This window comes from Mesorhizobium sp. CC13, assembly GCF_039907765.1.
Lineage (GTDB): Bacteria > Pseudomonadota > Alphaproteobacteria > Rhizobiales > Rhizobiaceae > Aminobacter.
In genome coordinates this window covers 1-25,629 of sequence record NZ_JARDJI010000008.1, presented here as the reverse complement: position 1 = coordinate 25,629, position 25,629 = coordinate 1, and the positions used below count along the sequence as shown (strand labels likewise).

The following is a 25,629-nucleotide window of genomic DNA, read 5'->3' as shown; positions in this document are numbered from 1 at the left end:
GGTTGTCCTGCTCAGATATCCATGAAGCGAGGGAACCAGGATTCGTGAGCCGAGGTCAACTCGTCGATCGTCACGGCCCGCGCCTCGCCCAGCTTCAGTTCCTTGCCGCCGGTCGTCCCGATCCACGGAGCGTGGATGCCGAGCGCCTTGGCTTGGTTCCACAATTCCTGCATCTCGGCCGACTGCGGGTCAAGCTTGACGGTGACCAGGTAGCGGCCCTGGTCCTCGCCGAAGAACACCGGGATCGGATCGGTGCCGCTGAGGCCGGGAACGACAGCGCCGATGCCGGATGCCATCGCCATTTCGGCGAGCGCCACCGCCAGCCCGCCGTCCGACAGGTCGTGCACGGCGGTGGCCGTGCCGCTGCGGATCAGCTTGCGCACGAAGTCGCCGACCTTCTTCTCGTGCTCGAGGTCGACGGCCGGCGGCGGGCCGTCGGTGCGGCCATGGACGTCGCGCATGTAGATCGACTGGGCAAGGTGGGTGCCCCACTTGGCCGGACCGCCGACCAAGAGGATCACTTCGCCGTCCTTGGCGAAGCAGGCCTTGGCCATCTTCGACCAGTCGTCGATCAGGCCGACGCCGCCGATGGTCGGCGTGGGCAGGATGCCTTGGCCGTTGGTCTCGTTGTAGAGCGACACGTTGCCCGACACGATCGGGAAGCCGAGCGCGCGGCATGCGTCGCCGATGCCTGTCACGGCCTTCACGAACTGGCCCATGATCTCGGGGCGTTCGGGGTTGCCGAAGTTGAGATTGTCGGTGGCCGCCAGCGGCACGGCACCCGTCGCCGTCAGGTTGCGCCAGCATTCGGCGACCGCCTGCTTGCCGCCCTCGTAGGGGTCGGCCTCGCAATAGCGCGGGGTGACGTCCGACGAGAACGCCAGCGCCTTGGTGGCATGGCCCTCGACGCGAACCACGCCGGCGTCGCCGCCCGGCCGCTGCAGCGAGTTGCCCTGGATCATCGTGTCGTACTGCTCGTAGACCCAGCGGCGCGACGACAGGTCGGGTCCGCCAAGCATCTTCAAGAGCGCGTCGGCCACGTCGGCCTGCGGAACATCGTCGGCGGCCAGCGGCGCCCGCTTCGCCGGCTCGACCCACGGACGGTCGTACTCCGGCGCCTCGTCGCCGAGTTCCTTGATCGGCAGGTTGGCGACTTCGACGCCCTGGTGGATGACGCGGAAGCGCAGATCGTCGGTGGTCTTGCCGACGATGGCGAAGTCGAGGCCCCACTTGACGAAGATCGCCTCGGCTTCCTCTTCCTTCTCGGGGCGCAGCACCATAAGCATGCGCTCCTGGCTCTCCGACAGCATCATCTCGTAGGCGCTCATGCGCTCCTCGCGCACCGGCACCTTGTCGAGGTCGAGCTCGATGCCGAGGTCGCCCTTGGCGCCCATCTCGACGGCCGAGCACGTGAGGCCCGCGGCACCCATGTCCTGGATGGCGATGACGGCACCCGAGGCCATCAGTTCGAGACAGGCTTCCAGCAGGCACTTTTCGGTGAACGGGTCGCCCACCTGCACGGTCGGTCGCTTCTCGTCGATCTTGTCGTCGAACTCGGCCGAAGCCATGGTCGCGCCGCCGACGCCGTCACGGCCGGTCTTGGCGCCGAGATAGACGACGGGCAGGCCGACGCCCTTGGCCTGCGACAGGAAGATGCCATCGGTCCTGGCGAGGCCGGCGGCAAAGGCGTTGACCAGGATGTTGCCGTTGTAGCGGGCATCGAAGTTCACCTCGCCGCCGACGGTCGGCACGCCGAAGGCATTGCCGTAGCCGCCGACGCCGGCGACCACGCCCGACACCAGGTGACGGGTCTTCGGATGGTCCGGCGCGCCGAAGCGCAGGGCGTTCATCGAGGCAACGGGGCGCGCGCCCATGGTGAAGACGTCGCGCAGGATGCCGCCGACGCCGGTTGCGGCGCCCTGGTAGGGCTCGATGTAGGAGGGGTGGTTGTGGCTCTCCATCTTGAAGACCACGCAGTCGCCGTCGCCGATGTCGACCACGCCGGCGTTTTCGCCGGGGCCCTGGATGACGACGTCGCCCTTGGTCGGCAGCGTCCGCAGCCACTTCTTCGACGACTTGTAGGAGCAGTGCTCGTTCCACATCGCCGAAAAGATGCCGAGCTCCGTGAAGGTCGGTTCGCGTCCGACAAGGTCGAGTATGCGCTGGTATTCGTCCGGCTTGAGCCCGTGCGCGGCGATGAGTTCGCCGGTGATCTTCACGTCATTCTGAATGGTCATCGTAGATCGCAGAATCCGTTGGGGAGGCGTTGGTGGCTCCATAGCGCATGATTGGCCCGGGATATACCGCCAATGGCCAGAAAGTCACCCTTTATGGCGGGGAAACGGACCTTTGGGCGCGGGATACGGCCGGCCTCAGCCGAAACTGTCGTATCCGGCGTCCCCCTCGTCGAGCAACTGGCGGATCTTGGCCAGCCCGTTGTCCACCTCGCTGCGCGTAGCCGGCGCGGAGATGCCGATCCTGACCCGGTGGAACACCTGGTCCGAGCGTCCCGCCTTGAACTCGTCCTCGTCGTCGATCAGCACGCCCTGGCCGTAGGCGGCATTCTTGAAGGTGCCCGAATTCCACGGTTCCGGCAGTGCCAGCCAGATGAAGGGGATGTTGGGCGCGATGTTGAAATCGTAGCCCTGCAGTGTCCTGCGCACGGCATCCAGGCGGGCATTGATCTCGGCGACCGAGCGGGCGTGGATCTTGGTTGCCTCGCCCGACAGCACCAGTTGCGCGCAGAGTTCGGCCACGAGGAACGGCATGCCGCCGGTCACCATCTTGTGGGCGACGCGGATGCTGTGGCGGTAGTGCGTCGGGCACGAAACCCAGCCGCCGCGCACGCCGGCCGCCACCGATTTCGACAGGCCGCCGACGACGAAGGCGCGCTCCGGCGCGAACTCGGCCAAAAGCGGCGTCGCATCGTCGGTCAGCGCGCCGTAGAGGTCGTCCTCCACTAGCAGCACATTGTACTTGCGGGCGATCTCGGCGATCGCCGCGCGCCGTTCGGCGGGCATCGTCGCAACGGTGGGGTTCTGCCCTGTCGGCATCAGGAACGCCAGCTTGGGGTGCTTCTGCGCGCAAACCGCCTCGAAGTCGTCGGGATCGACGCCATGCGCGTCCGAATTGACCAGCGCCATGCGCCGGCCGATCAGCCCGGCGCTGCGCGCGATCTGCGTATAGGTCACATGCTCGAACAGGATGTGGTCGCCCGGCTGCGTCACCGCCGCGATTGTCGCGACGACGGCCGCGTGGGCGCCGAGCGTCGGCACGATTGTGTCGGGCGAAGGGCGAAAGCCGTTGCGCGACAGCCAGTGGCTGCCCGCCTCGAACCAATGGTCGGGGAAGGTCCTGGTGTAGCTCGTCACGTCGTCGGGATTGTCCCGGCCGATCGCCGCCAGGACTGTCTCGATCGTCTTGCTCTGCCCGACATTCGGCGCGGCCGTGCTGTCGAAGCGCAGCTTGCCGGGTGGCGCTTCGACCGTACGCGATCCTTCGTGGGCCAGCGTCGGCGGCGCGCTCGGGGAGGGCCGGCTGCCGTGCCGCTCCAGCACATAGGTGCCGCGGCCGACTTCGCCGCTGACCAGTCCGCGTTCGCGCAGCAAGGCATAGGCGCGGCCGACCGTGCCGATGGTCACGCCGATGTCATAGGCGAGGTCGCGCTGCGGCGGCAGCTTGCTGCCCGAGGCGAGCACGCCGCTGTCGATGTCGCTCTCGATGCGCTCGGCGAGACGGAGATAGAGCGGACCGGAGCCGGACGAAAGGTCGGGAAGCCAAATTGTCATGGTGACAATTCGTACATTGCCATCGAGGGTGAGTCAATTCATAGCATTGTTTGTCACCAATAGACACAATGCGGATTTCAGATATGAGTACAATTGATGCAATTAGCGGAGCTGCCGCAGGTGCATCTCCGCAGAAGAAGCGCAACCATCTTCGCCGCTTCGTGCGGTGGCTGGCATTTTGCATGGAGCGGCGGCGCACCCGGATGGCCCTGCTGGAGCTTACCGACGCGCAACTCTCCGACATCGGAATTTCGCGCTGCGATGCTTATCGCGAAGGGTCTCGCCCCTTTTACGACTAGAGCGCCGTGCGTCCGCCGGACGCACAAATGGCGCTCTAGATTCCTTATGTCTGCGCATCGCGCTTCCCGAAAGCCGGTTCCGGCTTTCGGGCCGATGCGCCCCCGCTCCCATGGTCGCGGACCGTCACGACCCACTGACGGTCCGATCTGGGTGGAGGCGCCCCTGTGCCTCCACCCCTTTTGGGGGAAAGCAGGTCAGTTCGGCCTTGCGGCCTTCCTGAAGCCCGAAATGCCGCGGTCCGCAACGATGGCGATGACGCACAGCACGAGAAACAGGATGGTCATCGCGAGCGCCGACTTGGCGACGCCGACCGCCCCGTTGGCCGCGATGTCCAGGAACGGGTAGGGCACTTCGCCGGCTATCGGCGCGCGCGCCAGCGCATAGACCAGATAGATCACCGGATAGGCGACCCAGTAGCCGATGTCGGACCACCGGGTCGAGCCGTCGGCGCCCGCCGTCAGCCACCAGAGGAGGTAGATGACGGGCGTCACGTAATGCAGCAGCACGTCGCAGACGAGGAACAGGCCCTCAGGCTGCCACAGCGGCGCGAGCACCGTGACATAGACGATCATCACCATGGCGATCGCCGCTGCCACGCCGCCGCGCATCCGTGCGCTCGAAAAGCGGCCGAGCAGGCCCGTGCCTGCCCCGCGGAGCGAGGCGAGATGCACCAGCACCGCGCCGATATTGGTCAGGATGGTGAAGAAGCTGAAGTAGAAGACGACGGAGCCTAAGAGGCTGCGGCCTGCCGCCATCGAGGCCGGCATGGTGATCGCGAACTGCAGGATCAGGCCGGCCAGGCCGATTGCAAGCCCCGCGATCTGCAGCCAGCGCGCCATGCCTCAGGCGGTTCCGCCGCAGGAGGTGTCGCCGCTGCGCCAGCGGGCGACGTCGGAGCCGATGCGCGCGCCGAGCGCCTCGTTCATCAGCGGCCCGAACACCTCGACCTGGCTGGAGGCGCCGCTCGCCTGCACGACCAGCAGCGGCTTGGCGCCGTACTGCTTGGCGGGCACCAGCAGGAAGCGCGGCGTGCCGCCGAAATTGTTGAGCTCGTTGGCCATCTGGTACTTCCTGAAGGCCTGGTCCTTGCTGGCGAACCAGCATTTGTGGGCGGCGATCGCCACCTGTTCCATGGCGCGCAGCGAAGCGCTCTTGCCCGAGCCAGACGGCGGCGGCGTCTTCGGACCCGAATTGCAGGCGGCGACGCCGATGACCGCGGCCGTTGCCGCCAGAATCCGCAGTGACTTCATTCGCCGATGCCGCCCTTCGTCAGGTGAGGTTGAGAAAGTCGATGTGCCGCTCAGGCTGCCTTGGGCAGCCCGAGTGCGCTCTCGAACAGCGCCCGGCCGTCGTTGCCGCCATGCGCCGCCTCGATCAGGTTCTCCGGATGCGGCATCAGGCCGAGCACGTTGCCCTTGTCGTTGACGATGCCGGCGATGTCGTTGATCGAGCCGTTCGGATTGGTGCCTTCGGCATAGCGGAACACCACCTGGCCGTCGCCTTCGAGGCGCTTGAGCGTCTCGGGATCGGCGAAATAGTTGCCGTCATGGTGCGCCACCGGGCAGCGGATGACCTGGCCGGCCGCGTAGTTGCGGGTGAAGGCGGTGTTGGCGTTGGCGATCTCGAGCTTCACTTCGCGGCAGACGAACTTGAGCGAGGTGTTGCGCATCAGGGCGCCAGGCAGGAGGCCGGCCTCGACCAGGATCTGGAAGCCGTTGCAGACGCCCACCACCTGCACGCCCTTGGCGGCCTTCTCGGCCACCGCGCGCAGCACCGGCATGCGGGCCGCGATCGCGCCGCAGCGCAGGTAGTCGCCGAACGAGAAGCCGCCGGGAATGGCGATCAGGTCGACGTCGGGGATTTCCGTGTCGGTCTGCCAGACGGTGACGGGTGCCTTGCCCGAGATCTTGGTCAGCGCCGCGATCATGTCGCGGTCGCGGTTGAGGCCGGGGAGGAGGACGACGGCTGATTTCATTTCGGTTCGTAAGGCCTCTGGGGTTCGGCGAGTTCACGCAGTTCTAGGCGCCGCTCGATGCGCTCGAGCCGCTCGTCGTGACGATCCAGTCTGCGGTTCACGCCAGCCAGCGCTTCTTCCGCACCTGTCATGCGTCTTTTGATCTCCTGGAGGTCGAACTTCATCTCCGAGAGATCGCCGTGGACGCGCTTCAATAGCTCGTACATCAGCTCGTTGGTGACTTCAGGCACGTGGCCCTCCGGTGCAACCTCAGGTAAGCGTCACACTATAGTTTTCGATCACCGTGTTCGCCAGCAGCTTCTCGCACATGGCGTTGAGATCGGCCTGGGCCTTGGCGCGGTCGTCGCCTGCGATCTCGACGTCGAAGACCTTGCCCTGGCGCACGGAGCCGATGCCGCCGAAGCCGAGGCCGTCGAGCGCATGTTCGATCGCCTTGCCTTGCGGGTCGAGCACGCCGTTCTTGAGGGTGACGGTGACGCGGGCCTTGATCACGGGCATTTCACTCCGGATACGAATTGGAAAAACAGTCGGGCGCGAAGTTACTCGCGCCCGTGCTTGGATTTGTCAGTGCTTGACGAGAACCGGTCCGGTCGGACGGGGCGTCTCGTTCTCGTTCATGATGCCGAGACGGCGCGCCACTTCCTGGTAGGCCTCCACCAGCCCGCCCATGTCGCGGCGGAAGCGGTCCTTGTCCAGCTTGTCCTGGGTGGCCACGTCCCACAGCCGGCAGCTGTCGGGCGAGATCTCGTCGGCGACGACGATGCGCATCATGTCGCCTTCGTAGAGGCGGCCGCATTCCATCTTGAAGTCGACGAGCTGGATGCCGACGCCCATGAACAGGCCGGAGAGGAAGTCGTTGACACGGATGGCCAAGGCCATGATGTCGTCGATTTCCTGCGGGCTTGCCCAGCCGAAGGCGGTGATGTGCTCTTCCGAGACCATCGGATCGTCGAGCGCGTCGGCCTTGTAGTAGAACTCGATGATCGAGCGCGGCAGCACCGTGCCTTCCTCGATGCCCAGGCGCTTGGCCAGCGAACCGGCGGCGACGTTGCGCACCACCACCTCGAGCGGGATGATCTCGACTTCCTTGATCAGCTGCTCGCGCATGTTGAGCCGGCGGATGAAGTGGGTCGGGATGCCCATGCGGTTCAGGTGGTTGAAGATGTGCTCGGAGATGCGGTTGTTCAGCACGCCCTTGCCGTCGACCACCTCGTGCTTCTTCTTGTTGAAGGCGGTGGCATCGTCCTTGAAGAACTGGATCAGCGTGCCCGGCTCGGGTCCTTCGTAAAGGATCTTGGCCTTGCCTTCGTAAATGCGTCGGCGTGACTTCATTTGATTGTTTCTCTGGTTGGAAGGGCAGTCGGCAAGCACCGGTCCCTTTCTCACGCCGCAAAGCCGCGGCGGCTGTGGGTCTCAAGGCCGGTCTCTACCGCAATCGCGCCCTTTGCTCAATGACCATTTCCGGCCAATCAACGCCTTTTGGTACGGAAATGCCGCACCGCAACACGGAAACAGTGCCAAAGAGGCATATTGACCGGGCGACGGGCTTTTGGTTTGAGAAACGCGACAGTACATAAGGCCGAAGTCGAATCGATTGTTAGAGCTCGGAGGATTGCCATGAGCAGCATGAAGGACCGCGAAGAAGGCTTCGAGCGCAAGTTCGTCTTCGACGAAGAGCTGCGCTTCAAGGCCAATGCGCGGCGCAACAAGACGCTCGGCCGTTGGGCCGCCGAGAAGCTCGGCAAGTCCGGCGCCGACGCGGAGGCCTATGCCAAGGAGGTCGTCGTCGCCGACATCCAGGAAGCCGGCGATCACGACGTGTTCCGCAAGATCCGGGCCGACTTCGACGCCGCCGGCATCGACCAGTCCGACCACCAGATCCGCCGCACCATGGACGAGCTGATGGCGCAGGCGATCGAAGAGATCAAGAACAGCTGATTTCAGCCTGGCGCTGGACCAACGAACCGCCCGGATTCCGGGCGGTTTTTGTTTGCGCCGAGCCGTGGTTCCGGCTGAAATGGCGCCTGTTTCAAGGAGATCCGAACATGTCGCTCGTCGAGAAACTGAACGCCGGCCAGACCGTCCTCACCGCATGGTCAAGCGTGCCGGATGCGCTCACCGTCGAGATCTTGGCGCGGCAGGGTTTCGACGCGGTCACGCTCGACATGCAGCATGGCGGCCACAATGAGGACAGCGTGCTGCGCTCGCTGGCACCCGTGCTGGGCGCGGGCAGGCATGCCCTGGTGCGCGTGCCGGTCGGCCGCTTCGACATGGCGAGCCGGGCGCTCGACTTCGGCGCCGAGGCGGTCATCGCGCCGATGGTCAATTCGGTCGAGGATGCCCAGCGCTTCGCCGCTGCGACGAAATATCCGCCGCTCGGCGAACGTTCGTGGGGGCCGACCTATGCCGCCCCGCGCCACGGCAGCAAGGATTCCGTTGCCTGGCTGCACGAGAGCAATGCCCGCACGGTCTCCTTCGCCATGGTCGAGACCCACGCCGCCGTCGCAGCCCTCGATGGCATCCTGGCGACCCCCGGCATCGACGGCATCTTCGTCGGTCCGGGCGACTTTTCCATTGCCTGGAGCAAGGGCGAAACGATCAACGGCACCCTTGAGGACATGATGGGGACCGTGGCCGACGTGGCGAGGCGCACGCGCGCTGCCGGCAAGCATGCCGGCATCTACATCACCGATCCGGCGATCGCCGGCCGCTTCGTCGAGATGGGCTTCCAGTTGCTCGCCACCGGTTCGGAGCAACAGCTCATCGCGGCTGGCGCCGCAGGGCTGCTCGCCGATCTCAGGAAGTCGATCGGCTGACGGCCCGGGGCGATCAGCCCTCAAGCCGCGACAGGAACTGGGCGAAGACCATCGATCCCTCCGGCCACGGTCCGTGGCCGGAATCGGCGTTTAGGTGACCGGAATCGCCTGCGTCGATGAACAGCGAGCCCCAGGCGGCTGCAATGTCCTCTGCCACGTCGAGGCTGCAATAGGGATCGTTGCGGCTGGCGACTACGACCGACGGAAACGGCAGCGGGTCGCGCGGGTAGGGCCCGAAGGTCATCAGGTGCTTGGGCTTGATGGCCGGATTGGAGACGTCGGGCGGTGCTACGAAGAAGCCTCCGGCCACCCGCTTGGTGAATTGCGGTATGGCGTGGATCGCGGTCGGAATGCCGAGCGAATGGGCGACCAGCACGACCGGGCGTTCGGCCTTGTTGACCTCCTCGACCACGCGGGCTGTCCAGTCCTCGCGCACCGGCTTCGACCATTCGGCCTGCTCGACGCGGCGCGCGGTCGAAAGCTTTTCCTCCCAGCGGCTTTGCCAATGAGCTGGCCCGGAGTTGGTGTATCCGGGAACGATGATGATGTCGGCGTCCTTGACTTTCATGCCGCGCATGTAGCGACGACGCGGCTCCGCCGCAACTGTCCCGCGGTGCTTGCGCGAATTGTTGAACGACGTGTTCGATCCTTGCTGACTTGTGTGAACGACCGGCTCGGCTGACATATGCGCCGACGGACTCCGCGGCCGGGTCGGCCGGAGGCTGGATTTTGGATTTGACACGACGCAAACTGGTCGGTGGCGCAGCGTTCCTCGCAATGGGAGCGTCCGCGCGGCCTGGCCATATGGAGCCTGAGATGAGCAACATTCCCTTTGCCGCAACCACACCGATCAGCGTTTCCCGCGTCGGGCTCAAGGCCCGCGATGTCGGCGCGCTTGGCGCCTTCTATCGCGACGTGGTCGGCCTGCAGGAACTCAGGCGCGATGGCGGGACGATCACGCTCGGGGCCGGCAGCCGCGCGCTGCTCGACATCGAGTCCGACAAGGCTGCCACCCCCGATGATCCCCGCTCGGCCGGCCTGTTCCACACCGCCTTCCTCCTGCCCACCCGCGCCGATCTCGGCCGCTGGATCAAGCATGCCATCGACAGGCGCATTCCGGTCGACGGCGCCTCGGACCACAGGGTCAGCGAAGCGCTCTATCTGACCGACCCCGAGGGCAACGGCATCGAGATTTATGCCGACCGGCCACATACGAGCTGGAAGTGGAACGGCTCGCAGGTCGAGATGGCGACCGAGCAGCTCGACATCGGCTCGATTGTCGCGGAGGTCCCGGCTGGCGACGCCGGCTGGCAGGGCGCTCCCGAAGACAGCATCGTCGGCCACGTCCATCTTCGCGTCGGCGACCCCGCGGTGGCCGCCGAATGGTGGAACAAGGAGTTCGGCTTCGACACGGTGGCCAAATATGGCGCCGCCGCCGTGTTCCTGTCGTCGGGCGGCTACCACCACCACATCGGCGCCAATTCCTGGCAGAGCCCGCGCGCCGGCCGCCGCGATCCGTCGCGTACCGGTCTCGCCTGGGTGGAGATGCGCTCGGCCACGGCCGACAAGACCGACAGCCGCGAGGATCCCTGGGGCACGGTCATCCGCACCATCCCGGGCCAGCCGGGCTGAGCATCCTGACATAGCCTGGCTGGGCCACGTGCTATGCGCGGTGGAACGGAACCCGCCATCCGGGCGGATTCTGTTCCACTGGCATATGCAGAATTGAGGCGCGTCCATGTTGAAGGTCATCGCTCAGGATTTCATCAAGCCTGAGTTCATAGAGGTTGTGCTGCCGCTCTATGCAGAACTGGTCGAGAAGACCAAGCTCGAACCGCTCTGCATCTCCTACGATCTCTTCGTCGATCAGAAGGATCCCGGGCACTTCGTCTTCGTCGAGGAATGGCCCGATCGCGCGGCCCTCGATGCCCATTGCCGGTCCGAGCATTTCAGGCGCCTCGTGCCGCTGATCAACGAGCACCAGCGGCAGGAGCCGACCTTCATCATGATGGATGCGTTTGCGGCCTGACGTAGAACGAAAACGCTTCAGACTCCGAGAATGAAAAAAAAGCCCTCGCGGCGATCTGCCGTGAGGGCTTTTTTAGTCCTGCGGACCGAGTGGTCAGGACGCTTTCGGTTTATCCGAACACGCGCTTGAAGATCGTGTCGACATGCTTGGTGTGGTAGCCGAGGTCGAACTTCTCGCGGATCGCGGCTTCCGGCAGGGCTGCCGTCACTTCCTTGTCGGCGAGCAGCTCCTCGAGGAAGTCCTTGCCTTCCTCCCACACCTTCATGGCGTTGCGCTGCACCAGCCGGTAGGCGTCCTCGCGCGACACGCCGGCCTGGGTCAGCGCCAGGAGCACGCGCTGCGAGTGCACCAGCCCCCGGAACTTGTTGAGGTTCTTCAGCATGTTGTCGGGATAGACGACCAGCTTGTCGATGACGCCGGTGAGGCGGGCCAGCGCGAAGTCGAGCGTGACGGTCGCATCCGGGCCGATCATGCGCTCGACCGACGAGTGCGAGATGTCGCGCTCGTGCCACAGCGCCACGTTCTCCATTGCGGGAGCCGCATAGGAGCGGACCATGCGGGCAAGCCCGGTCAGGTTTTCGGTCAGCACCGGGTTGCGCTTGTGCGGCATCGCCGACGAGCCCTTCTGGCCCGGCGAGAAATACTCTTCCGCCTCCAGCACCTCGGTGCGCTGCAGGTGGCGGATTTCGGTGGCAAGGCGCTCGATCGACGAGGCAATGACGCCGAGCGTGGCAAAGAACATGGCGTGGCGGTCGCGCGGGATGACCTGCGTCGACACCGGCTCCGGCTTCAGGCCGAGCTTGGCGGCGACATGTTCCTCGACGCGCGGGTCGATGTTGGCGAAGGTGCCGACGGCGCCCGAGATGGCGCAGGTGGCTATGTCCTCGCGGGCATGCACCAGTCGCTCGCGGCAGCGCGAGAACTCGGCATAGGCCAGCGCCAGCTTGACGCCGAAGGTCGTAGGCTCCGCATGGATGCCGTGGCTGCGGCCGATGGTGACGGTGTCCTTGTGCTCGAAGGCGCGGCGCTTCAGCGCCGCAAGCAGCGCGTCGAGGTCGGCGAGCAGGATGTCGGTGGCGCGCACCAGCTGCACCGAAAGGCAGGTGTCGAGCACGTCGGACGAGGTCATGCCCTGGTGGATGAAGCGCGAATCCGGGCCGACGAACTCGGCGAGGTGGGTAAGAAATGCGATGACGTCATGCTTGGTGACGCGCTCGATCTCGTCGATGCGCTCGACGTCGAAGGTGGCCGCGCCGCCCTTTTCCCAGATCGTCTTTGCCGCTTCCTTGGGGATCACGCCGATTTCGGCGAGAGCGTCGCAGGCATGGGCCTCGATCTCGAACCAGATGCGGAAGCGCGTTTCGGGAGACCAGATGGCGACCATCTCGGGCCGCGAATAGCGAGGGATCATGGCGGGGCTCGTCCTGCTGCGGTTTCGTTGCGGCTCCCCTAACAGAGGCTGGCCCAATGCTCAACGCGATCGTCGGGCAAACCAGAGCGCGACCGCGAAAAGCGCTGCCATGCCGAGCGGAAAATAGAGCCGGATGCCGAGAACGGCGAACTGGTACAGCGCGACGAGACCGGTGAAGACGAGTTGCAGCGTCCAGGTCACGGTGAAGGGCTCGGCGTGCCATTCGGCATAATAGCGCCGGTACTGCAACGCGTAGATCAGCGCGGTAAGCCCGATCGTGACTGCTGTGAAGGACACCAAGGCCGCGGCAAACGCGGTCTGCCGGTTGCGGCCGCGCGAAACCATCCGGGCGATGGTGCAGGCGAGGGGAAAGGCCAGCGCCCCACCCACGGCGAACAGCACGACGACCGAACGCACCAGCGCCAGGGTTTCCCAATGGACGAAGAGCAGCGACATGAGCGCGCTCGCGCCCATCGCCGCACCCCACGCGAGCGAACCCGCCAGCGCCGTTCGTCGCGCCGGCATGGCTTCCCGCAGCCGTGGCCAGAAGCCGTCGCCGGAGGCAGCCGGGGCTTCCGCCTGGGCCAGGGAGCGCTGCGGTCTCACCGCCTGCCGGTCACGGCCAGCCAGCGGTGGTCCGGTCCCTCGAAACCCTGTCCGATGACCGAGACGAGCACGGCATAGACCGCGCCGCCCTCGAAGGTCTGCACCCCGCCGATCCGGTAGCCGGTCGGGCAGCCGCGGCTCTGCGGCACCGAGGTGTCTTCCTGCAGCACCTTGTCGCCCGCCTTGGCGTCGACGCGCGACAGCTTGAAGCCCTTGATCGGGCCGAACGGGCAGCGCTCGATCTCGCCGAGCGAGACCTCCTCCAGCCGGAACTCGAGCTGCTCGTCGATCGGCGGGAACACCGGCCGCGGGTTGACCGTCATCCGGTACGGGTCGGCGCTGGCCTCGGTGATCGCGTTGAAGCCGGCCAGATAGCCGCGGTTCTCGGCCAGCACCTCGTCCGCGACGATCTTGGCGCCCTGCTTGCGGGCTTCGGCGCGCGCCGCTTCAAGGCCTGCGGTCTCGTCGTCGAGGCGCACCCTGACCGGCGTGCCGGGCATGAACTTGTCGGTGGCCGTGTCGATGTAGAAGCGGTTGGCATAGGGAAAGCCCGAGCCGTCCTGGATGCCGAACTCCTCGAACGCGAAGATATTGCCGTCGGCGCTGAAGCCGAGCACGTTGAGTTCGGACGCGTCGCCCGCCAGGGCGACCTGCGAGACGCCCAGCGACAGCACGCCCGCGAGGCAAAAGAGCTTCCAGCTACCCACGCCACCTCTCCTTGGATTTGAATCAGTCGTTCAGGTGAATGCGCTAAACTACAGATCAAAAAGGATATTGCATCACCGCGCCGACCATGGCGGCATCACATCGCCGGGAGCGGCCGTTGCCGCATGCACCCCGCGTGCGATCGCCCGCGCCATGGTCGAGGCCGCCGCGGCGCCGAGGTCGATGGTCTCGTCCGGCGACAGCACCTTGCCGCTGCGGCCTGTCGCCAGCGCGAAGACCAGGTCGCCGTCCATCGGCGTATGGCTCGGCCAGATGGCACGCGCGAAGCCGTCATGGGCGGCGATCGCCAGCCGCTTCGCCCCAGCCTTGGTCAGCACGGCGTCGGTCGCGACGACGGCGATGGTGGTGTTGGCGCCATATGCCTTGTCGCGGAATTTCAGCAGCACCCTCGTTGCATCCTCCGGCATCGGCGCGGGATAGCCGAGGTCGCCGAATTCATCGCCGATCTCGAATGGGGCGGCCCAGAAGTGCCGCGTCCGGCCTACCGTGACCGAACCCACCGGATTGACGGCCGCGAGAGCGCCGACGGTCACCCCGGTAGACAATACGGTCGAGGCCGAGCCGAGGCCGCCCTTGAGCCCGGCGCTCAGCGCGCCGGTTCCGGCGCCCGCCGTGCCGATGGCAAACTTGGCGGAGGCCGCCTGCACCGCGTCGTAGCCGAGTTCGCGGTAGGGCGCGTAGCGGCCCCAGTCCTTGTCGCCGCCGTTCCTGAGGTCGAACAGGATCGCCGCCGGCACGATCGGCACCCGGTATCCGCCGACCTCGAAGCCGACGCCCCTTTCGCGCAGTGCCGCCTGCACGCCAGACGCGGCGTCGAGGCCGAAGGCCGAGCCGCCCGACAGCACCACGGCGTTGATCGTCTCGACCGCGTTGTGCGGTTCGAGAACGTCCGTCTCGCGCGTGCCCGGCGCGCCGCCCAATACCTGCACGGCGGCCGTCGTGGCCTCGTCGCAAAGGATCACCGTCACGCCCGACTTCACCTTCTGGTCGGCGGCGTTGCCGACGCGGAGGCCCGCGACGTCGGTGATCAGGTTGAGCGGTCCGGCTTTCAGCGTCATTGCGTTTCCAGGGGCACGTAGTTCGTCCCGTCGAAACGGAACAGCCGGTAGGGATTTGTGGCTAGGTCGCCCTTGGCGTCGAAACGGATCGTTCCCAGAGCGGTGTCGAAATCGCGTCCGTCCAGCGCCTCGGTCACTGGCTTGCCGCTGGTTGCCGCGGCATTGGCGATCTCCACCGCCGCATAGGCCGGCAGCGCATAGCCGTCGGTCGTCGCCTTGCGGGCCAAGAAGGCCGAGATGACCGCGGGCGCTGCGAGGCTCGTCCATTCCGCCGGCGCGATCATCAGCGTGCCTTCGGCGGGCGGAACCGCGCGGTCGGCCAGGCGCAGCGTCTCGCCGCCGGCAAACACCATGTCGGTGCCGAGCATGGCCGCGTCGCGCGCCATCACCGCGATGTCCTCGCCGTCGCCGCCCACGAACACATGCGTCGCGCCCGCCTTGCGCAGGCGCCCCACCAGCGCCACCTGGTTGTCGAACTGCGGCCGGAAGGTGTCGACGAACACCGGCTTGAGGCCGGACTGCTCGGCCGCCACGCGGAAGCTCTCGGCGAGCTCGCGGCCATAGATCGTGCCGTCGTCGACGACGGCGAACAGGTCGTTGCGCCACATCTTCGTCAGGATCGCTGCCGCGGCCTCGCGCTCGCCATCGCCGCGCGGGCCGAGCCGGTAGATCGGCCAGCCGGTCTTTTCGCGCCGGTCGGTCAGGCCGTCGGTGCGCACACCGACGGTAATGACCGGGATTCCCGCCTGCTTCAGCGCGGGAAGGGCGGCTTCGAGTGCTTCCGCGCACAGAAACCCGGCGGCGACCGCGACCTTGGCCTCGACGAAACGTCTGGCCGCCTCGGCGCCGCCCTCGGCGGTGCAGCGGTCGTCGGCGACGTCGAGCGCCACGCCGAGCGATTCGCCGGCGATCACCGCGCCTGTCCGCACCTGCCCGCCCAATATGGCCGACGCGCCGGAGAGTGGCGCGGCCACCCCGATCCTTGCCGGTTCGGCCTGGGCGGCCAGAGCAAAGAGCCCGGCCGCACATGCCGTGATGAAGCCCGCAGCGGGTCGCATTCGATCCAACAATATCCTCTGCGTGCGTATATTTACGCAGCCTGCTTGACCTACTGCCTGGCCCGGACAAGCGCAATGCACTTGTGGCCCATTTGCTTGTGGGCTCAATTATGCGGCCATATATAGCGATCAGGTTCCACCGCAGGAAAAGTTTGGTGCTGAAGAAGTTTGAAGTCGGGCCGCAGGCCTACCGCGACGCGATGAGCCACTTTGCCGGTGCGGTGCATCTGGTGACCACCGATGGGGCGGCCGGCAGGCGCGGCGCGACCGTGATTGCCGCCTGCTCCGTTACCGACAATCCGCCAACCGTGCTCGTCTGCGTCAATCGCGAGAACCCGAAGAACGACGCCTTCGTCAAGAACGGCAACTTTGCCCTCAACACCCTGGCCGCCAGGCACGAACCGCTGGCCGTCGCCTTTTCCGGCGTCACCGGCCTTTCGCCGGAAGACCGGTTCGCCATGGCCGAGTGGGAGGTGCTGGCATCGGGCGCCCCGGTGCTCGTCGATGCGGTGGCGGTGTTCGATTGCGAGCTCGTCGACGCCAAGGAAATGGCCACCCACCGCATCATGTTCGGCAGGGTGACAGGCCTGCGCATCGGCGATAACCTCCGTCCCCTGATCTACCACGGCCGCAGCTACCACGTGCTCTAGGCCGATCTTCGGAAGCACCATGACCGATCTTGCGCCTCGTCCCTTGCCCAATTCGATCGACGAGACGCTCGCTATGCTCGCCGGCGCCGACTATGTCGCCGACCGCGCGCTTGCGACCGTGCTCTTCCTCAGCCTGCGCATGCGCCGCCCGCTGTTCCTCGAGGGCGAGGCCGGGGTCGGCAAGACCGAGATCGCCAAGGTTCTGGCCAGCGCGCTCGGCCGCCGGCTGATCCGCCTGCAGTGCTACGAGGGTCTCGACGTCTCCTCCGCCGTCTACGAGTGGAACTATGCCGCCCAGATGATCGAGATCCGCATGGAGGAGGCTACAGGCAAGGTCGACCGCAAGGACATGGAGAAGAACGTCTTCTCCGAGAAATACCTGATCCGCCGCCCCGTGCTCGATGCGCTGACCGGCAAGGAGGGGGCGGCCCCCGTCTTCCTCATCGACGAGCTCGACCGCACCGACGAGGCGTTCGAGGCGTTCCTGCTGGAGATCCTCTCCGACTACCAGGTGACGGTGCCCGAACTCGGCACGATCAAGGCGGAGGAGCCGCCGATCGTCATCATCACCACCAACCGCACGCGCGAGATCCACGACGCGCTGAAGCGCCGCTGTCTCTATCACTGGGTCGACTATCCCAATGCAGAGCGCGAGCTCGAGATCGTCCGCCGCAAGGTGCCCGAAGCCAACCGCCGGCTTTCGGCCGAGGTCGTCCGTTTCATCCAGAGGCTGCGCGAGATCGAGCTGTTCAAGGTGCCGGGCGTGGCCGAGACCATCGACTGGGCCGGCGCCCTGACCGAGCTCGACAAGGTAGCGCTCGACCCCGAGACCGTGTCCGACACCATCGGCGTGCTGCTCAAGTACCAGGACGACATCGCCCGCATCGAGCAGGGCGAGGGCCGCCGCATCCTCGAAGAGGTGAAGGCGGAGCTGGCGGCGGCGGAGTAGGGCGATGGAAGCGCTCGCGTTTACCCCCACCCCTGACCCCTCCCCACAAGGGGGAGGGGAAATTCTGCTGCGTTCGCGCCGGTTTTGCGCGACGCGATTCGGTGGGTTGTCAGGTGGGACGCCCGCTCTCCAAGTCTCCCTCCCCCTTGTGGGGAGGGGTTAGGGGTGGGGGTATGACCAAAGCGCCCCCGCCCAGTGTCATCCAGCCCGAAGGTCGCATCGCCGACAACATCGTCTATTTCGCCCGCGCGTTGCGCAAGGCGGGCATGCGCGTCGGCCCCGCCTCGGTCAAGGACGCCATCGAGGCGGTGCTCGCGGCCGGCATCGGGTCGCGCGACGATTTCTACTGGACGCTGCATGCCGTGCTCGTCACCCGCCACGAGGACCATGCCACCTTCGACGAGGCCTTCCGCCTGTTCTGGAAGTCGCGGGAGCTGATCGAGAAGATGCTGGCGATGTTTTCGCCCGTGGCACTCGATCATCGCGAGAAGCAGAAGCCGCGCGCTGCCGAAAGCCGCGTCAGCCAGGCGATGTTCGAGGGCCATGAGAACGCCCGGCAGCCGCGCGAGATCCCCGAGGTCGAGGTCGACGCGCGCTTCACGGTCTCCGGCAACGAGGTGCTGCGCGCCAAAGACTTTGCCCAGATGAGCGCCGCCGAGCTTGCGCGGGCGCGCCGCGAGATCGCAGCGCTCAGGCTGCCCTTCGACCTGGTGCGCACGCGCCGCTTCAAGCCCGACCCGCATGGCGCCAAGGCCGATCCGCGCGCGATGTTGCGTGCGGCTGCCCGCACCGGCGGCCAGCTGATCCTGCCGAAGTTCCGTTCGGCCCGCGAGGTGCATCCGCCGCTCGTCGTGCTTGCCGATATTTCGGGCTCGATGAGCCAGTACACGCGCATCTTCCTGCATTTCCTGCATGCGCTGACCGAGAAGCGGCGGCGCGTGCATACCTTCGTCTTCGGCACGCGGCTCACCAATCTCACGCGCCAGATGCGCCACCGCGACCCCGACGAGGCCCTGGCCGGCTGCGCGGCCATGGTCAAGGACTGGTCGGGCGGCACGCGCATCGGCGACGCGCTCGGCGAGTTCAACCGGCTGTGGTCGCGGCGTGTGCTGGGGCAGGGCGCGGTCGTCCTGCTCATCACCGACGGGCTGGAGCGCGACGACGTCGCCGGCCTGTCCGAGGAGATGGAGCGGCTGAAGAAGTCCTGCCGGCGGCTGATCTGGCTCAACCCGCTGCTGCGCTTCGACGGTTTCGAGGCCCGTGCCCGCGGCGTGCGCGCCATGCTGCCGCATGTCGACGAGTTCCGCGCCGTCCACAATCTCAACGCGCTCGGCGATCTCTGCGCCTCGCTCGGCGCGCCCGCTTCGCGCAGCAGCGATCCGAGGCGATGGCTCGCCGGCTTGAGCCGCGCGGCCTGAGCGTCGGAAGGGAGGAAACGATGCCAAGCAAGTTCCTGGACGAGGCCCGCGATCCGCTGATCATCGCGGAGGGCTGGATGAAGGACGGCAAGGACGTGGCGGTCGCCACCGTCGTCGAGACCTGGGGCTCTGCGCCGCGTCCCGTCGGCAGCCACCTCGTCATCGATGCCGAGGGTACCTTTCACGGCTCCGTCTCCGGCGGCTGCGTCGAGGGCGCGGTGATCTCAGAGGCGCTGGACGTCATTGCCAGCGGCAAGCCCAGGATGCTCGATTTCGGCGTCGCCGACGAGACGGCCTGGCGGGTCGGGCTCTCCTGCGGCGGCCGCATCCGGGTCTATGTCGAGCGGCTGGGGTGATCGAATGGATCCGTATGTTCTGAAGACACTCAATGGCGAACGCCGGGCCCGGCGCGCGGCCATCGTCGTCACCGACCTCGGCGACGGCCGCGACCGCGTGGTCGGGGAGGGCGATGCGGTAGCCGGCGATCTCGGTGCTGCGATCGCCAGGGCATTCCGCACCGGCGCCTCTGGAATGGTCGAGGCCGAGGGCCGCAGCTTCTTCCTCAACGTGCACCTGCCGCAGCCGCGGCTGGTGGTGATCGGCGCCGTGCACATCAGCCAGGCGCTCGCGCCCATGGCCAGGATCGCCGGCTTCCCGCTCGAGATCATCGACCCGCGCACGGCCTTCGCCAGCGGCGAGCGTTTTCCCGACGTAGAGCTCAGCGCCGAGTGGCCCGAGGACGTGCTCAGGGAGCATCCGCTCGACCGCTACGCGGCGCTCGCGGCGGTCACCCACGATCCCAAGATCGACGACTATCCGCTCAAGGCCGCGCTCGACGCCGGGTGTTTCTACGTGGGCGCGCTGGGCAGCCGGAAAACCCATGCCAGGCGCGTCGAACGGCTGCTCGCCATGGGCGCGACGCCGGAGCAGATCGAGCGTATCAACGCGCCGATCGGGCTCGCCATCGGTGCTGCCAACCCGGCCGAGATCGCCGTCGCGGTCCTGGCGCAGGTCATCGCCGCCTTCCGCTCGCGCGGACTCGCCGGCATCACGAAAGGCGAGGCGGCGTGAAGTTCGGACCCATCCCGGTTGCCGAAGCCCAGGGCGCGGTGCTGGCCCACGCGACCGCCGCCGGCGACCGTCGCTACCGCAAGGGCCACGTTCTCGGTGCCGACGACGTCGCAGCCTTGCAGGCGGCGGGCCTGGGCGAGGTCGTCGTCGCCGCCCTGGAGCCGGGCGACCTCGGCGAGGACGAAGCCGCCACGGCGATCGCCGCCGCCATGCGCCATCGCCATGTCGAGGTGAAGCCGGCCGCCACCGGCCGGGTCAACCTGCATGCCGGCTCGGCGGGCGTCTTCACCGTCGATGCCGCCCTGATCGACGCCATCAACGCGGTCGATCCGTCGATCACGGTCGCGACGCTTGCACGCCATGCCACCGTCGAGGCGGGCCAGATGGTCGCGACCGTCAAGATCATCCCCTTCGCCGTGGCCGGCGAACTGGTGCGCAAGGTGGTCGACCTGTGCGCCGGCCGCGAGATCTTCGCCGTCAATCCGTTCGTCGCCAGGCGCGTCGGCGTCATCCAGACAGTGCTGCCGAGCGTGAAGGCGAGCGTGCTCGACAAGACCGCGCGCGTCACCGAGCAGCGGCTCGCCCGTTCCGGCAGCCGCATGACGGCGGAGCGGCGCACGCCGCACGAGGCGGGCGCCGTGGCGGAGGCCGCGAAGGTGCTTGCCCGCGATCACGACCTGCTCGTCATCTTCGGTGCCTCGGCGCTCGCCGATTTCGACGACGTCATCCCCGCGGCGATCCGCGCCGCCGGCGGCAGCGTCACCCGTTCCGGCATGCCCGTCGATCCCGGCAATTTGCTGGTGCTCGGCCATATCGGCGAGACCGCCGTGCTCGGCGCCCCCGGCTGCGCCCGCAGCCCCAAGGAGAACGGCTTCGACTGGGTGCTCGACCGCCTGATCGCCGGCCTCGAGATCACCGCGGCCGACATAAGCGGCATGGGGGTAGGGGGCCTGCTCATGGAAATTCCGTCGCGGCCGCAGCCGCGCGAGGCGCCGGCCGTGCCCGTGCCGCCGAAGGTCCATGCCGTGCTGCTCGCCGCTGGCCGCTCCAGCCGCATGGGCGGGCCCAACAAGCTCCTGGCCCTGTTCCAGGGCAAGCCGCTGGTGCGCCGCACGGCCGAACGCGTTCTCGCCTCGAAGGCCGAGGCGGCGGTGGTCGTCACCGGCCACCAGGCGGCCCGCATCCGCGAGGCGCTCGCCGGGCTCGGTCTGCCCGTTGCCCACAACCCCGACTTCGCCAGCGGCCTCGCCGGTTCGCTGAAGGCCGGCGTCGCGGCGCTGCCGGAGGAGGCCGCCGGCGCGCTGATCGTGCTCGGCGACATGCCCGAGGTGCTGCCGGGCGATCTCGACCGCCTGATCGAAGCCTTCGAACGCGCCGGGGCCCGCGTCGTCGTCCGCGCCACCCATGGCGGCAAGCGCGGCAATCCCGTGATCCTGCCCAGGGCGCTGTTCGCCGCCGTCGCCCATCTCGAAGGCGACACCGGCGCCCGCCACCTGATCGAGAGCGAGGGCGTCGATGTCGTCGACGTCGAGATCGGCGCCGGTGCGGCCGTCGACGTCGATACGCCCGAGGCGCTGCGGACGGCCGGCGGGGTGCTGCAGGATTGACAAACGCCCTCTCGGTTAGCCAACCCTAGGTCATGTCTCTCGATTCAGCCCCGCATTCCTTCGCGCCCCCCTCTGGCCCTGAGCTTGTCGAAGGGCCGGCCATCTCCCCCTCAAGGGGGGAGATCAGCAGCTTTGCCGGCGTCGCTTACCCGACGTTGCAGAAGGGCGAAGGCGCCGATGACAGCCAATCTCCCCCCTTGTGGGGGAGATGTCCGGCAGGACAGAGGGGGGTGCGCAGGAGCGCAAGGTTCCACCGGCTTTCTGCCTGCCTTTTGCGTGCGGCGGCTCCGGTCCTGCTCGCCACCTTCGCCTTCCCCGCCCACGCCCAGACGCTGGCCCCCTACAAGGACGAGCTCTTCGCCTATCCGTCGCTGCTGTCCTCGGAGGGCGAGACCTATCGCGTCGTCGACTATCGCGAGGCGCGCGACATCGACGAGCGCGACCAGGTGCCGGAACGCCGCGTGCAGGGGAAGTACGTCTCCACCGGTGTCCGCCGGGCGCAGCAGGACCTGGTGCTCAAGACCGACGCCGGCGACATCCGGCATTTCGCCGTTGGCAAGACCGAGGGTGCTGCGGTCATCGTGCTCTACCTCCACGGCCAGGGCGGCAGCCGCAAGCAGGGGGTCGACGACTTCACCTTCGGCGGTAATTTCAACCGCATCAAGAACCTGATGGTCGCCAGTGGCGGGCTCTATTTGTCGCCGGATTTCTCCGACTTCGGCGACAAGGGCGTGGCCGAGGTTGCGGCGCTGATCGACCATTACGCCGCGCGATCGCCCGGCGCGAAGATAGTGGTCGCCTGCGGTTCTATGGGCGGAGCGCTGTGCTGGGGGCTGGCGCGCGACGCCAAGGCGGCGAGGCAGTTGAGCGGGCTGATGCTGCTCGGCTCGCTGTGGGACGACGGCTTCCTCAAGTCCCCAGCCTACGCCGCCAAGGTGCCCGTATTCTTCGGCCAGGGCAGCAAGGATCCGGTGTTCCCGGTCGAGAAGCAGGAAGCCTTCTTCCGCTCGATCCTCGCCAAGAGCAAAGGCTATCCGGCGCGCTTCGTCCGCTTCGAGACCGGCACCCACGGCACGCCGATCCGCATGACCGACTGGCGCGAGACGCTCAACTGGATCCTTGCCACCAGGTAGCGGTCACGGCCCGGTGTCGTAGTCGAGCACGTTCTCCGGGTTGATCTCGCCGTCATAGGAAGCGTCGACGTCGTACTTGATGAGCGTGAACGCGCCGTCGCGGAAGATCCACAGCCCGTCCGACGAGGCGTCGCCGACGCCGCGCCACTTCGAGTGCGAGGCGATCGACAGCTTCTTCTCGTCGTAGAACGAGTTGACCAGCTCGCCCTCGGAGCGATAGCCGATGATGTCGACGCTCTCGACCTTGCCTTCGGTGTTGTCGTTCTCGTAGCTGATGTCGAGTTCGGGCACCGCGAAATGCAGTTCGCGCAGACCCTCGATCTGGTTCCAGAGATAGTAGACATGGGTCTCGTTGTAGGCGCCCATCGAGCAGAAGAAGCGGAACAGCCGGGCCGTGCTGGGCGCGGCGTCGTCGGCGTCGGTCTTGTTGCGGTAGGAGATGGTGTAGTTCGCGACCGCGTCGTCGCGGCTGCCGTCGCCGGCGTCGCATTGGCCCTTGCGGCTGGTCGCGAACAGCTTCCTGGCAAGTTCGAGCACGGCGTCGGTCTCGGGCGGCGGCGCCTCGCCGCACTGCTTGGGCAAGACGTCGGCAAGCTCGCCGTCGGCCGGCTGGAGGCTGCCCTTGTCGAGCTGGATCGGCCGGAATGGCGGCTCCTGGATCGAGGCGCTCACCTGCCGGGCGGTGTAGCAGCCGGCAAACACCTTCTCCGAGCCGTCGGCGTTCACCGCGCGGATCGCGACGGGGATGTTGTAGAAGATGCTGCCGGCGGCCCCTTCCTCGCTCACCGGACCGGTCTCGACGTCGACCCGGCTGGTCGTCTCGTATCCCTTGGCGAAGCTCGAAAAATCCTTGGCCGGCTTGGTGTCGCCGAAATAGTCCCAGGCGCGGGCATATTCCTTGCGGCTGACGGCATTGTAGAGCGAGCGCACCACGGCCGCGGGATCGGAGCGGTCGTCGAGGTAGGGCAATTCGGCCGCAAGCGATTGCAGAGACCAGAGCCCGGTCAGGGCCAGGGCGGCGGCTGCGCTGGTCGAAGAAAAGGTCCTCATCGCGAATCTCCTGCCTGCCGCAATCATGCATCGTGGATTGCGGCAGCGCAGTGACGCGAACGGCCCGTCACGCCTGGCGTGCCGACATTTCGCGGGCGATGCGCGGGAAATCCGCCGGCTTGATGCCGATGTCGAAACGGTCGGCATTGCTCATGGCGTTGAGCAACGCCAGCGCTGCGCGGTAGCGCGCCTCTTCGCGGGGGCGCGGACGGGCGAACAATTCGGTGTAGAAACCCATCTCTCAGGCTCCTGTTGGTCCTCCCTGACCTGCATATAGGCGATTCCTTATCGATTGTGCAGTGCAACATAAGCATGTCTGCCATGCAGGGCCCGTTCCGGGCAGTCGCCGAACCTGTCCGGAATCCAATAAGATGCGGCGATTGCCTCGAAGCGATTTTTAACCGGCTTGGACTATGTTCCGGCCAGTTTTGCCGTATCATGCGTTTCGTGCGGGAGGGGGCTTGCATGGGCACCGAAACCAGTCGCGACTTCGCTTCGCTGCTCGACGACCTGATCGTCGCGTCGGAGCGGACCGAGGTTGCGCCTGCGCCGACCATCCCCTTCGACTATCTCGCCGTCGCCGAAGAACTCCATTCGGGTCGCATCCGCGTCGACGGGCAGACGGTCGTCGCCGAATACCGCGAGGCGGGGGCTGCGCTCGAAGACGAGTTCGTGTCGCTGCTCGACATGATGAAGACGGAAACCGCGGCCGCCGACGAGCCCGAACCGCCGTCGATTGATCCGGAAACGATCGCCGCCGAACTCGGACTCGCCGAGGCCAAGCCCGCCGAGCTTGCCAAAATGCGCCGCAGCTTCGCGCTCGCCAACCATCCCGACCGCGTGGCCCCGCATCTGCGCCAGCGCGCCATGGTGCGCATGCAGCTCGCCAACATGCTGATCGACGATGCCAGGCGGCGCGCGGCGAAGAAGAAGCCCTGACCGCCGAAGCCTCTCGACAGCGCGGCCCATCTGCGAAAATCTATAGCTCGTGCCTGTGCGGGAGCCCTCATGCTCAGAATTCAGCGTATCCCACTCGATGCCATCTACGTGCCCGCCGCGCGCCGCAAGACGCTGCACCCCGAGACCGTGCGCCATCTCGCCGAGGACATCCTCGAAAACGGCATGAAGATGCCGATCCAGGTGCGCGTCGACGGCGACCGCTATGTCCTGATCGAGGGGCTGCACCGGCTCGAAGCCGCGAAATGGCTGGGCGAGACGGCCATCGACGCCTACCTGGTGCATGCCCGCCGGCATTGACCTCGCGAAGATTTTACACCGTGCGGTGTAGGAACCGCTGGACGCCGTACGTCCTTGTGGTGGAATTTGACCTCATTTGGAGATTTCTCATGACCACCGTTGTTGAAGCCACCCCCGCCAGCGACCGCGAACTCGTTCTCTGCCGCATCATCGATGCGCCGCGCGAGAAGGTCTTCCGCTGCTGGACCGACGCGGCGCTGCTGCCCAAGTGGTTCGCGCCGCTGCCCTGGACGACGGCGAGCGCCAGGCTCGACGTGCGTGCCGGCGGCACGAACGCGGTGGTGATGCAGAGCCCCGAGGGCGTCGACTATCCGAGCTCCGGCGTCTACCTCGAGGTCGTGCCGAACCAGAAGCTGGTGTTCACCGACGCCTTCACCAGTGCCTGGGAGCCGTCCGAAAAGCCCTTCATGGTGGGCATCCTGACCTTCGAGGACGTCGGCGGCGGCAAGACGAAATACACCGCCACCGTCAGGCACTGGTCGGTCGAGGACCGCGATTCACATGAGAAGATGGGCTTCCACGAGGGCTGGGGCCTGTGCACCGAGCAGCTCGAGGCGCTCGCCAAGACGCTCTGAGGCCGACTTTTCGCTTCAAAGGGCCAGGTCGGCATCGGCCTGGCCTTTTTGTCGTTGGCCGTCGATGGCGGCCTGATCTCCCCCCTTGCGGGGGAGATGGGCGGCCCTTCGACAGGCTCAGGACGGAGGGGGTGCTGTCCCTCAAGCCTATC

General features: G+C 66.8%; 31 protein-coding genes. 15 read left to right on the top strand and 16 right to left on the bottom strand.

Annotation, left to right across the window (positions count from 1 at the left end; translation table 11 throughout):
* Positions 1-11: 11 nt before the first annotated feature.
* Positions 12-2,237 carry a phosphoribosylformylglycinamidine synthase subunit PurL gene (gene purL / locus PV773_RS12980; protein ID WP_347966740.1) on the bottom strand — a complete coding sequence of 742 codons (2,226 nt, stop codon included), beginning with the start codon at positions 2,235-2,237 and terminating at the stop codon, positions 12-14.
* A 135-nt stretch (positions 2,238-2,372) separates the two neighbouring features.
* Positions 2,373-3,788, bottom strand: a complete 1,416-nt coding sequence (locus tag PV773_RS12975; RefSeq protein WP_347966739.1) for a PLP-dependent aminotransferase family protein — start codon at positions 3,786-3,788, stop codon at positions 2,373-2,375.
* Positions 3,789-3,871: 83 nt separating this feature from the next.
* Here PV773_RS12975 and PV773_RS12970 point away from each other — a divergent pair, with 83 nt between their 5' ends.
* On the top strand, positions 3,872-4,087 hold the full coding sequence (locus PV773_RS12970) for a DUF1127 domain-containing protein (RefSeq protein WP_347966738.1): 216 nt from the start codon (positions 3,872-3,874) through the stop codon (positions 4,085-4,087).
* 195 nt (positions 4,088-4,282) lie between these two features.
* Here the strand turns inward: PV773_RS12970 and PV773_RS12965 are convergent, their stop codons facing one another.
* From PV773_RS12965 to purC, 6 genes are all read right to left on the bottom strand, one after another.
* A complete protein-coding gene (locus PV773_RS12965) occupies positions 4,283-4,927 on the bottom strand; it encodes a Pr6Pr family membrane protein (protein ID WP_347966737.1) in 645 nt (214 codons plus the stop codon).
* A 3-nt stretch (positions 4,928-4,930) separates the two neighbouring features.
* Positions 4,931-5,338 (bottom strand): hypothetical protein, encoded by a 408-nt coding sequence (locus tag PV773_RS12960; protein WP_347966736.1) that lies wholly within the window; start codon positions 5,336-5,338, stop codon positions 4,931-4,933.
* 50 nt (positions 5,339-5,388) lie between these two features.
* The gene (gene purQ, locus PV773_RS12955) at positions 5,389-6,063 is read right to left on the bottom strand and encodes a phosphoribosylformylglycinamidine synthase subunit PurQ (RefSeq protein WP_347966735.1); all 675 of its coding nucleotides are present in this window, start codon (positions 6,061-6,063) and stop codon (positions 5,389-5,391) included.
* A complete protein-coding gene (locus PV773_RS12950; protein ID WP_055968981.1) occupies positions 6,060-6,293 on the bottom strand; it encodes a hypothetical protein in 234 nt (77 codons plus the stop codon). The genes purQ and PV773_RS12950 overlap by 4 nt, the downstream gene beginning before the upstream one ends.
* Before the next feature lie 19 nt (positions 6,294-6,312).
* Positions 6,313-6,555: a phosphoribosylformylglycinamidine synthase subunit PurS gene (purS, locus tag PV773_RS12945; RefSeq protein WP_347966891.1), complete on the bottom strand. Its 243-nt coding sequence runs from the start codon at positions 6,553-6,555 to the stop codon at positions 6,313-6,315.
* Between the two features lie 72 nt (positions 6,556-6,627).
* Positions 6,628-7,395 (bottom strand): phosphoribosylaminoimidazolesuccinocarboxamide synthase, encoded by a 768-nt coding sequence (gene purC / locus PV773_RS12940; RefSeq protein WP_347966734.1) that lies wholly within the window; start codon positions 7,393-7,395, stop codon positions 6,628-6,630.
* A 285-nt stretch (positions 7,396-7,680) separates the two neighbouring features.
* On the opposite strand from purC, the gene PV773_RS12935 reads away from it, so the two are divergent.
* Both PV773_RS12935 and PV773_RS12930 read left to right on the top strand, forming a co-directional pair.
* Positions 7,681-8,001 (top strand): DUF1476 domain-containing protein, encoded by a 321-nt coding sequence (locus tag PV773_RS12935; RefSeq protein ID WP_347966733.1) that lies wholly within the window; start codon positions 7,681-7,683, stop codon positions 7,999-8,001.
* 107 nt (positions 8,002-8,108) lie between these two features.
* A complete protein-coding gene (locus PV773_RS12930) occupies positions 8,109-8,879 on the top strand; it encodes an HpcH/HpaI aldolase/citrate lyase family protein (protein ID WP_347966732.1) in 771 nt (256 codons plus the stop codon).
* A gap of 13 nt (positions 8,880-8,892) precedes the next feature.
* Here the strand turns inward: PV773_RS12930 and PV773_RS12925 are convergent, their stop codons facing one another.
* Positions 8,893-9,447, bottom strand: a complete 555-nt coding sequence (locus PV773_RS12925) for an alpha/beta hydrolase (RefSeq protein WP_347966890.1) — start codon at positions 9,445-9,447, stop codon at positions 8,893-8,895.
* A 248-nt stretch (positions 9,448-9,695) separates the two neighbouring features.
* Here PV773_RS12925 and PV773_RS12920 point away from each other — a divergent pair, with 248 nt between their 5' ends.
* Both PV773_RS12920 and PV773_RS12915 read left to right on the top strand, forming a co-directional pair.
* A complete protein-coding gene (locus tag PV773_RS12920; protein WP_347966731.1) occupies positions 9,696-10,511 on the top strand; it encodes a VOC family protein in 816 nt (271 codons plus the stop codon).
* Between the two features lie 106 nt (positions 10,512-10,617).
* Positions 10,618-10,908, top strand: a complete 291-nt coding sequence (locus tag PV773_RS12915; RefSeq protein ID WP_347966730.1) for a putative quinol monooxygenase — start codon at positions 10,618-10,620, stop codon at positions 10,906-10,908.
* A gap of 109 nt (positions 10,909-11,017) precedes the next feature.
* On the opposite strand, the gene purB is transcribed toward PV773_RS12915, so the two are convergent.
* The 5 genes from purB to PV773_RS12890 all read right to left on the bottom strand — a co-directional run bounded on the left by purB (position 11,018) and on the right by PV773_RS12890 (position 15,767).
* Positions 11,018-12,319, bottom strand: coding sequence for an adenylosuccinate lyase (gene purB, locus PV773_RS12910; RefSeq protein WP_347966729.1), 1,302 nt, complete (start codon positions 12,317-12,319; stop codon positions 11,018-11,020).
* A gap of 60 nt (positions 12,320-12,379) precedes the next feature.
* Complete coding sequence (locus tag PV773_RS12905) at positions 12,380-12,844, bottom strand: hypothetical protein (RefSeq protein WP_347966728.1); 465 nt, start codon at positions 12,842-12,844, stop codon at positions 12,380-12,382.
* A gap of 77 nt (positions 12,845-12,921) precedes the next feature.
* Positions 12,922-13,632, bottom strand: coding sequence for a DUF2259 domain-containing protein (locus PV773_RS12900; RefSeq protein WP_347966727.1), 711 nt, complete (start codon positions 13,630-13,632; stop codon positions 12,922-12,924).
* Positions 13,633-13,704: 72 nt separating this feature from the next.
* Complete coding sequence (locus PV773_RS12895; protein ID WP_347966726.1) at positions 13,705-14,709, bottom strand: P1 family peptidase; 1,005 nt, start codon at positions 14,707-14,709, stop codon at positions 13,705-13,707.
* A complete protein-coding gene (locus PV773_RS12890; RefSeq protein ID WP_347966725.1) occupies positions 14,706-15,767 on the bottom strand; it encodes a branched-chain amino acid ABC transporter substrate-binding protein in 1,062 nt (353 codons plus the stop codon). Before PV773_RS12890 ends, PV773_RS12895 begins: the two co-directional genes overlap by 4 nt.
* 155 nt (positions 15,768-15,922) lie before the next feature.
* Between PV773_RS12890 and PV773_RS12885 the strand changes: the two genes are divergently transcribed.
* The 7 genes from PV773_RS12885 to PV773_RS12855 all read left to right on the top strand — a co-directional run bounded on the left by PV773_RS12885 (position 15,923) and on the right by PV773_RS12855 (position 22,595).
* Positions 15,923-16,417 (top strand): flavin reductase, encoded by a 495-nt coding sequence (locus PV773_RS12885; RefSeq protein WP_347966724.1) that lies wholly within the window; start codon positions 15,923-15,925, stop codon positions 16,415-16,417.
* Positions 16,418-16,436: 19 nt separating this feature from the next.
* Complete coding sequence (locus PV773_RS12880) at positions 16,437-17,366, top strand: MoxR family ATPase (protein WP_347966723.1); 930 nt, start codon at positions 16,437-16,439, stop codon at positions 17,364-17,366.
* 173 nt (positions 17,367-17,539) lie between these two features.
* A complete protein-coding gene (locus tag PV773_RS12875) occupies positions 17,540-18,784 on the top strand; it encodes a VWA domain-containing protein (RefSeq protein ID WP_347966722.1) in 1,245 nt (414 codons plus the stop codon).
* Between the two features lie 20 nt (positions 18,785-18,804).
* A complete protein-coding gene (locus PV773_RS12870; protein WP_340037554.1) occupies positions 18,805-19,140 on the top strand; it encodes an XdhC family protein in 336 nt (111 codons plus the stop codon).
* 4 nt (positions 19,141-19,144) lie between these two features.
* Entirely contained in the window at positions 19,145-19,855 is a 711-nt protein-coding gene (locus tag PV773_RS12865; protein WP_347966721.1) for an XdhC family protein, read from the top strand.
* Positions 19,852-21,462 carry a molybdopterin-binding/glycosyltransferase family 2 protein gene (locus PV773_RS12860; RefSeq protein ID WP_347966720.1) on the top strand — a complete coding sequence of 537 codons (1,611 nt, stop codon included), beginning with the start codon at positions 19,852-19,854 and terminating at the stop codon, positions 21,460-21,462. Before PV773_RS12865 ends, PV773_RS12860 begins: the two co-directional genes overlap by 4 nt.
* 293 nt (positions 21,463-21,755) lie before the next feature.
* A complete protein-coding gene (locus PV773_RS12855; protein ID WP_347966889.1) occupies positions 21,756-22,595 on the top strand; it encodes an alpha/beta hydrolase in 840 nt (279 codons plus the stop codon).
* Between the two features lie 3 nt (positions 22,596-22,598).
* Here the strand turns inward: PV773_RS12855 and PV773_RS12850 are convergent, their stop codons facing one another.
* Positions 22,599-23,645 (bottom strand): DUF1176 domain-containing protein, encoded by a 1,047-nt coding sequence (locus tag PV773_RS12850; protein WP_347966719.1) that lies wholly within the window; start codon positions 23,643-23,645, stop codon positions 22,599-22,601.
* 67 nt (positions 23,646-23,712) lie between these two features.
* Positions 23,713-23,883 carry a hypothetical protein gene (locus tag PV773_RS12845; RefSeq protein ID WP_340037548.1) on the bottom strand — a complete coding sequence of 57 codons (171 nt, stop codon included), beginning with the start codon at positions 23,881-23,883 and terminating at the stop codon, positions 23,713-23,715.
* A gap of 227 nt (positions 23,884-24,110) precedes the next feature.
* On the opposite strand from PV773_RS12845, the gene PV773_RS12840 reads away from it, so the two are divergent.
* From PV773_RS12840 to PV773_RS12830, 3 genes are all read left to right on the top strand, one after another.
* Entirely contained in the window at positions 24,111-24,584 is a 474-nt protein-coding gene (locus PV773_RS12840; protein WP_347966718.1) for a hypothetical protein, read from the top strand.
* A gap of 69 nt (positions 24,585-24,653) precedes the next feature.
* Positions 24,654-24,902, top strand: a complete 249-nt coding sequence (locus PV773_RS12835; protein ID WP_347966717.1) for a ParB N-terminal domain-containing protein — start codon at positions 24,654-24,656, stop codon at positions 24,900-24,902.
* 89 nt (positions 24,903-24,991) lie between these two features.
* On the top strand, positions 24,992-25,477 hold the full coding sequence (locus tag PV773_RS12830) for an SRPBCC family protein (protein WP_347966716.1): 486 nt from the start codon (positions 24,992-24,994) through the stop codon (positions 25,475-25,477).
* Positions 25,478-25,629 lie beyond the last annotated feature (152 nt).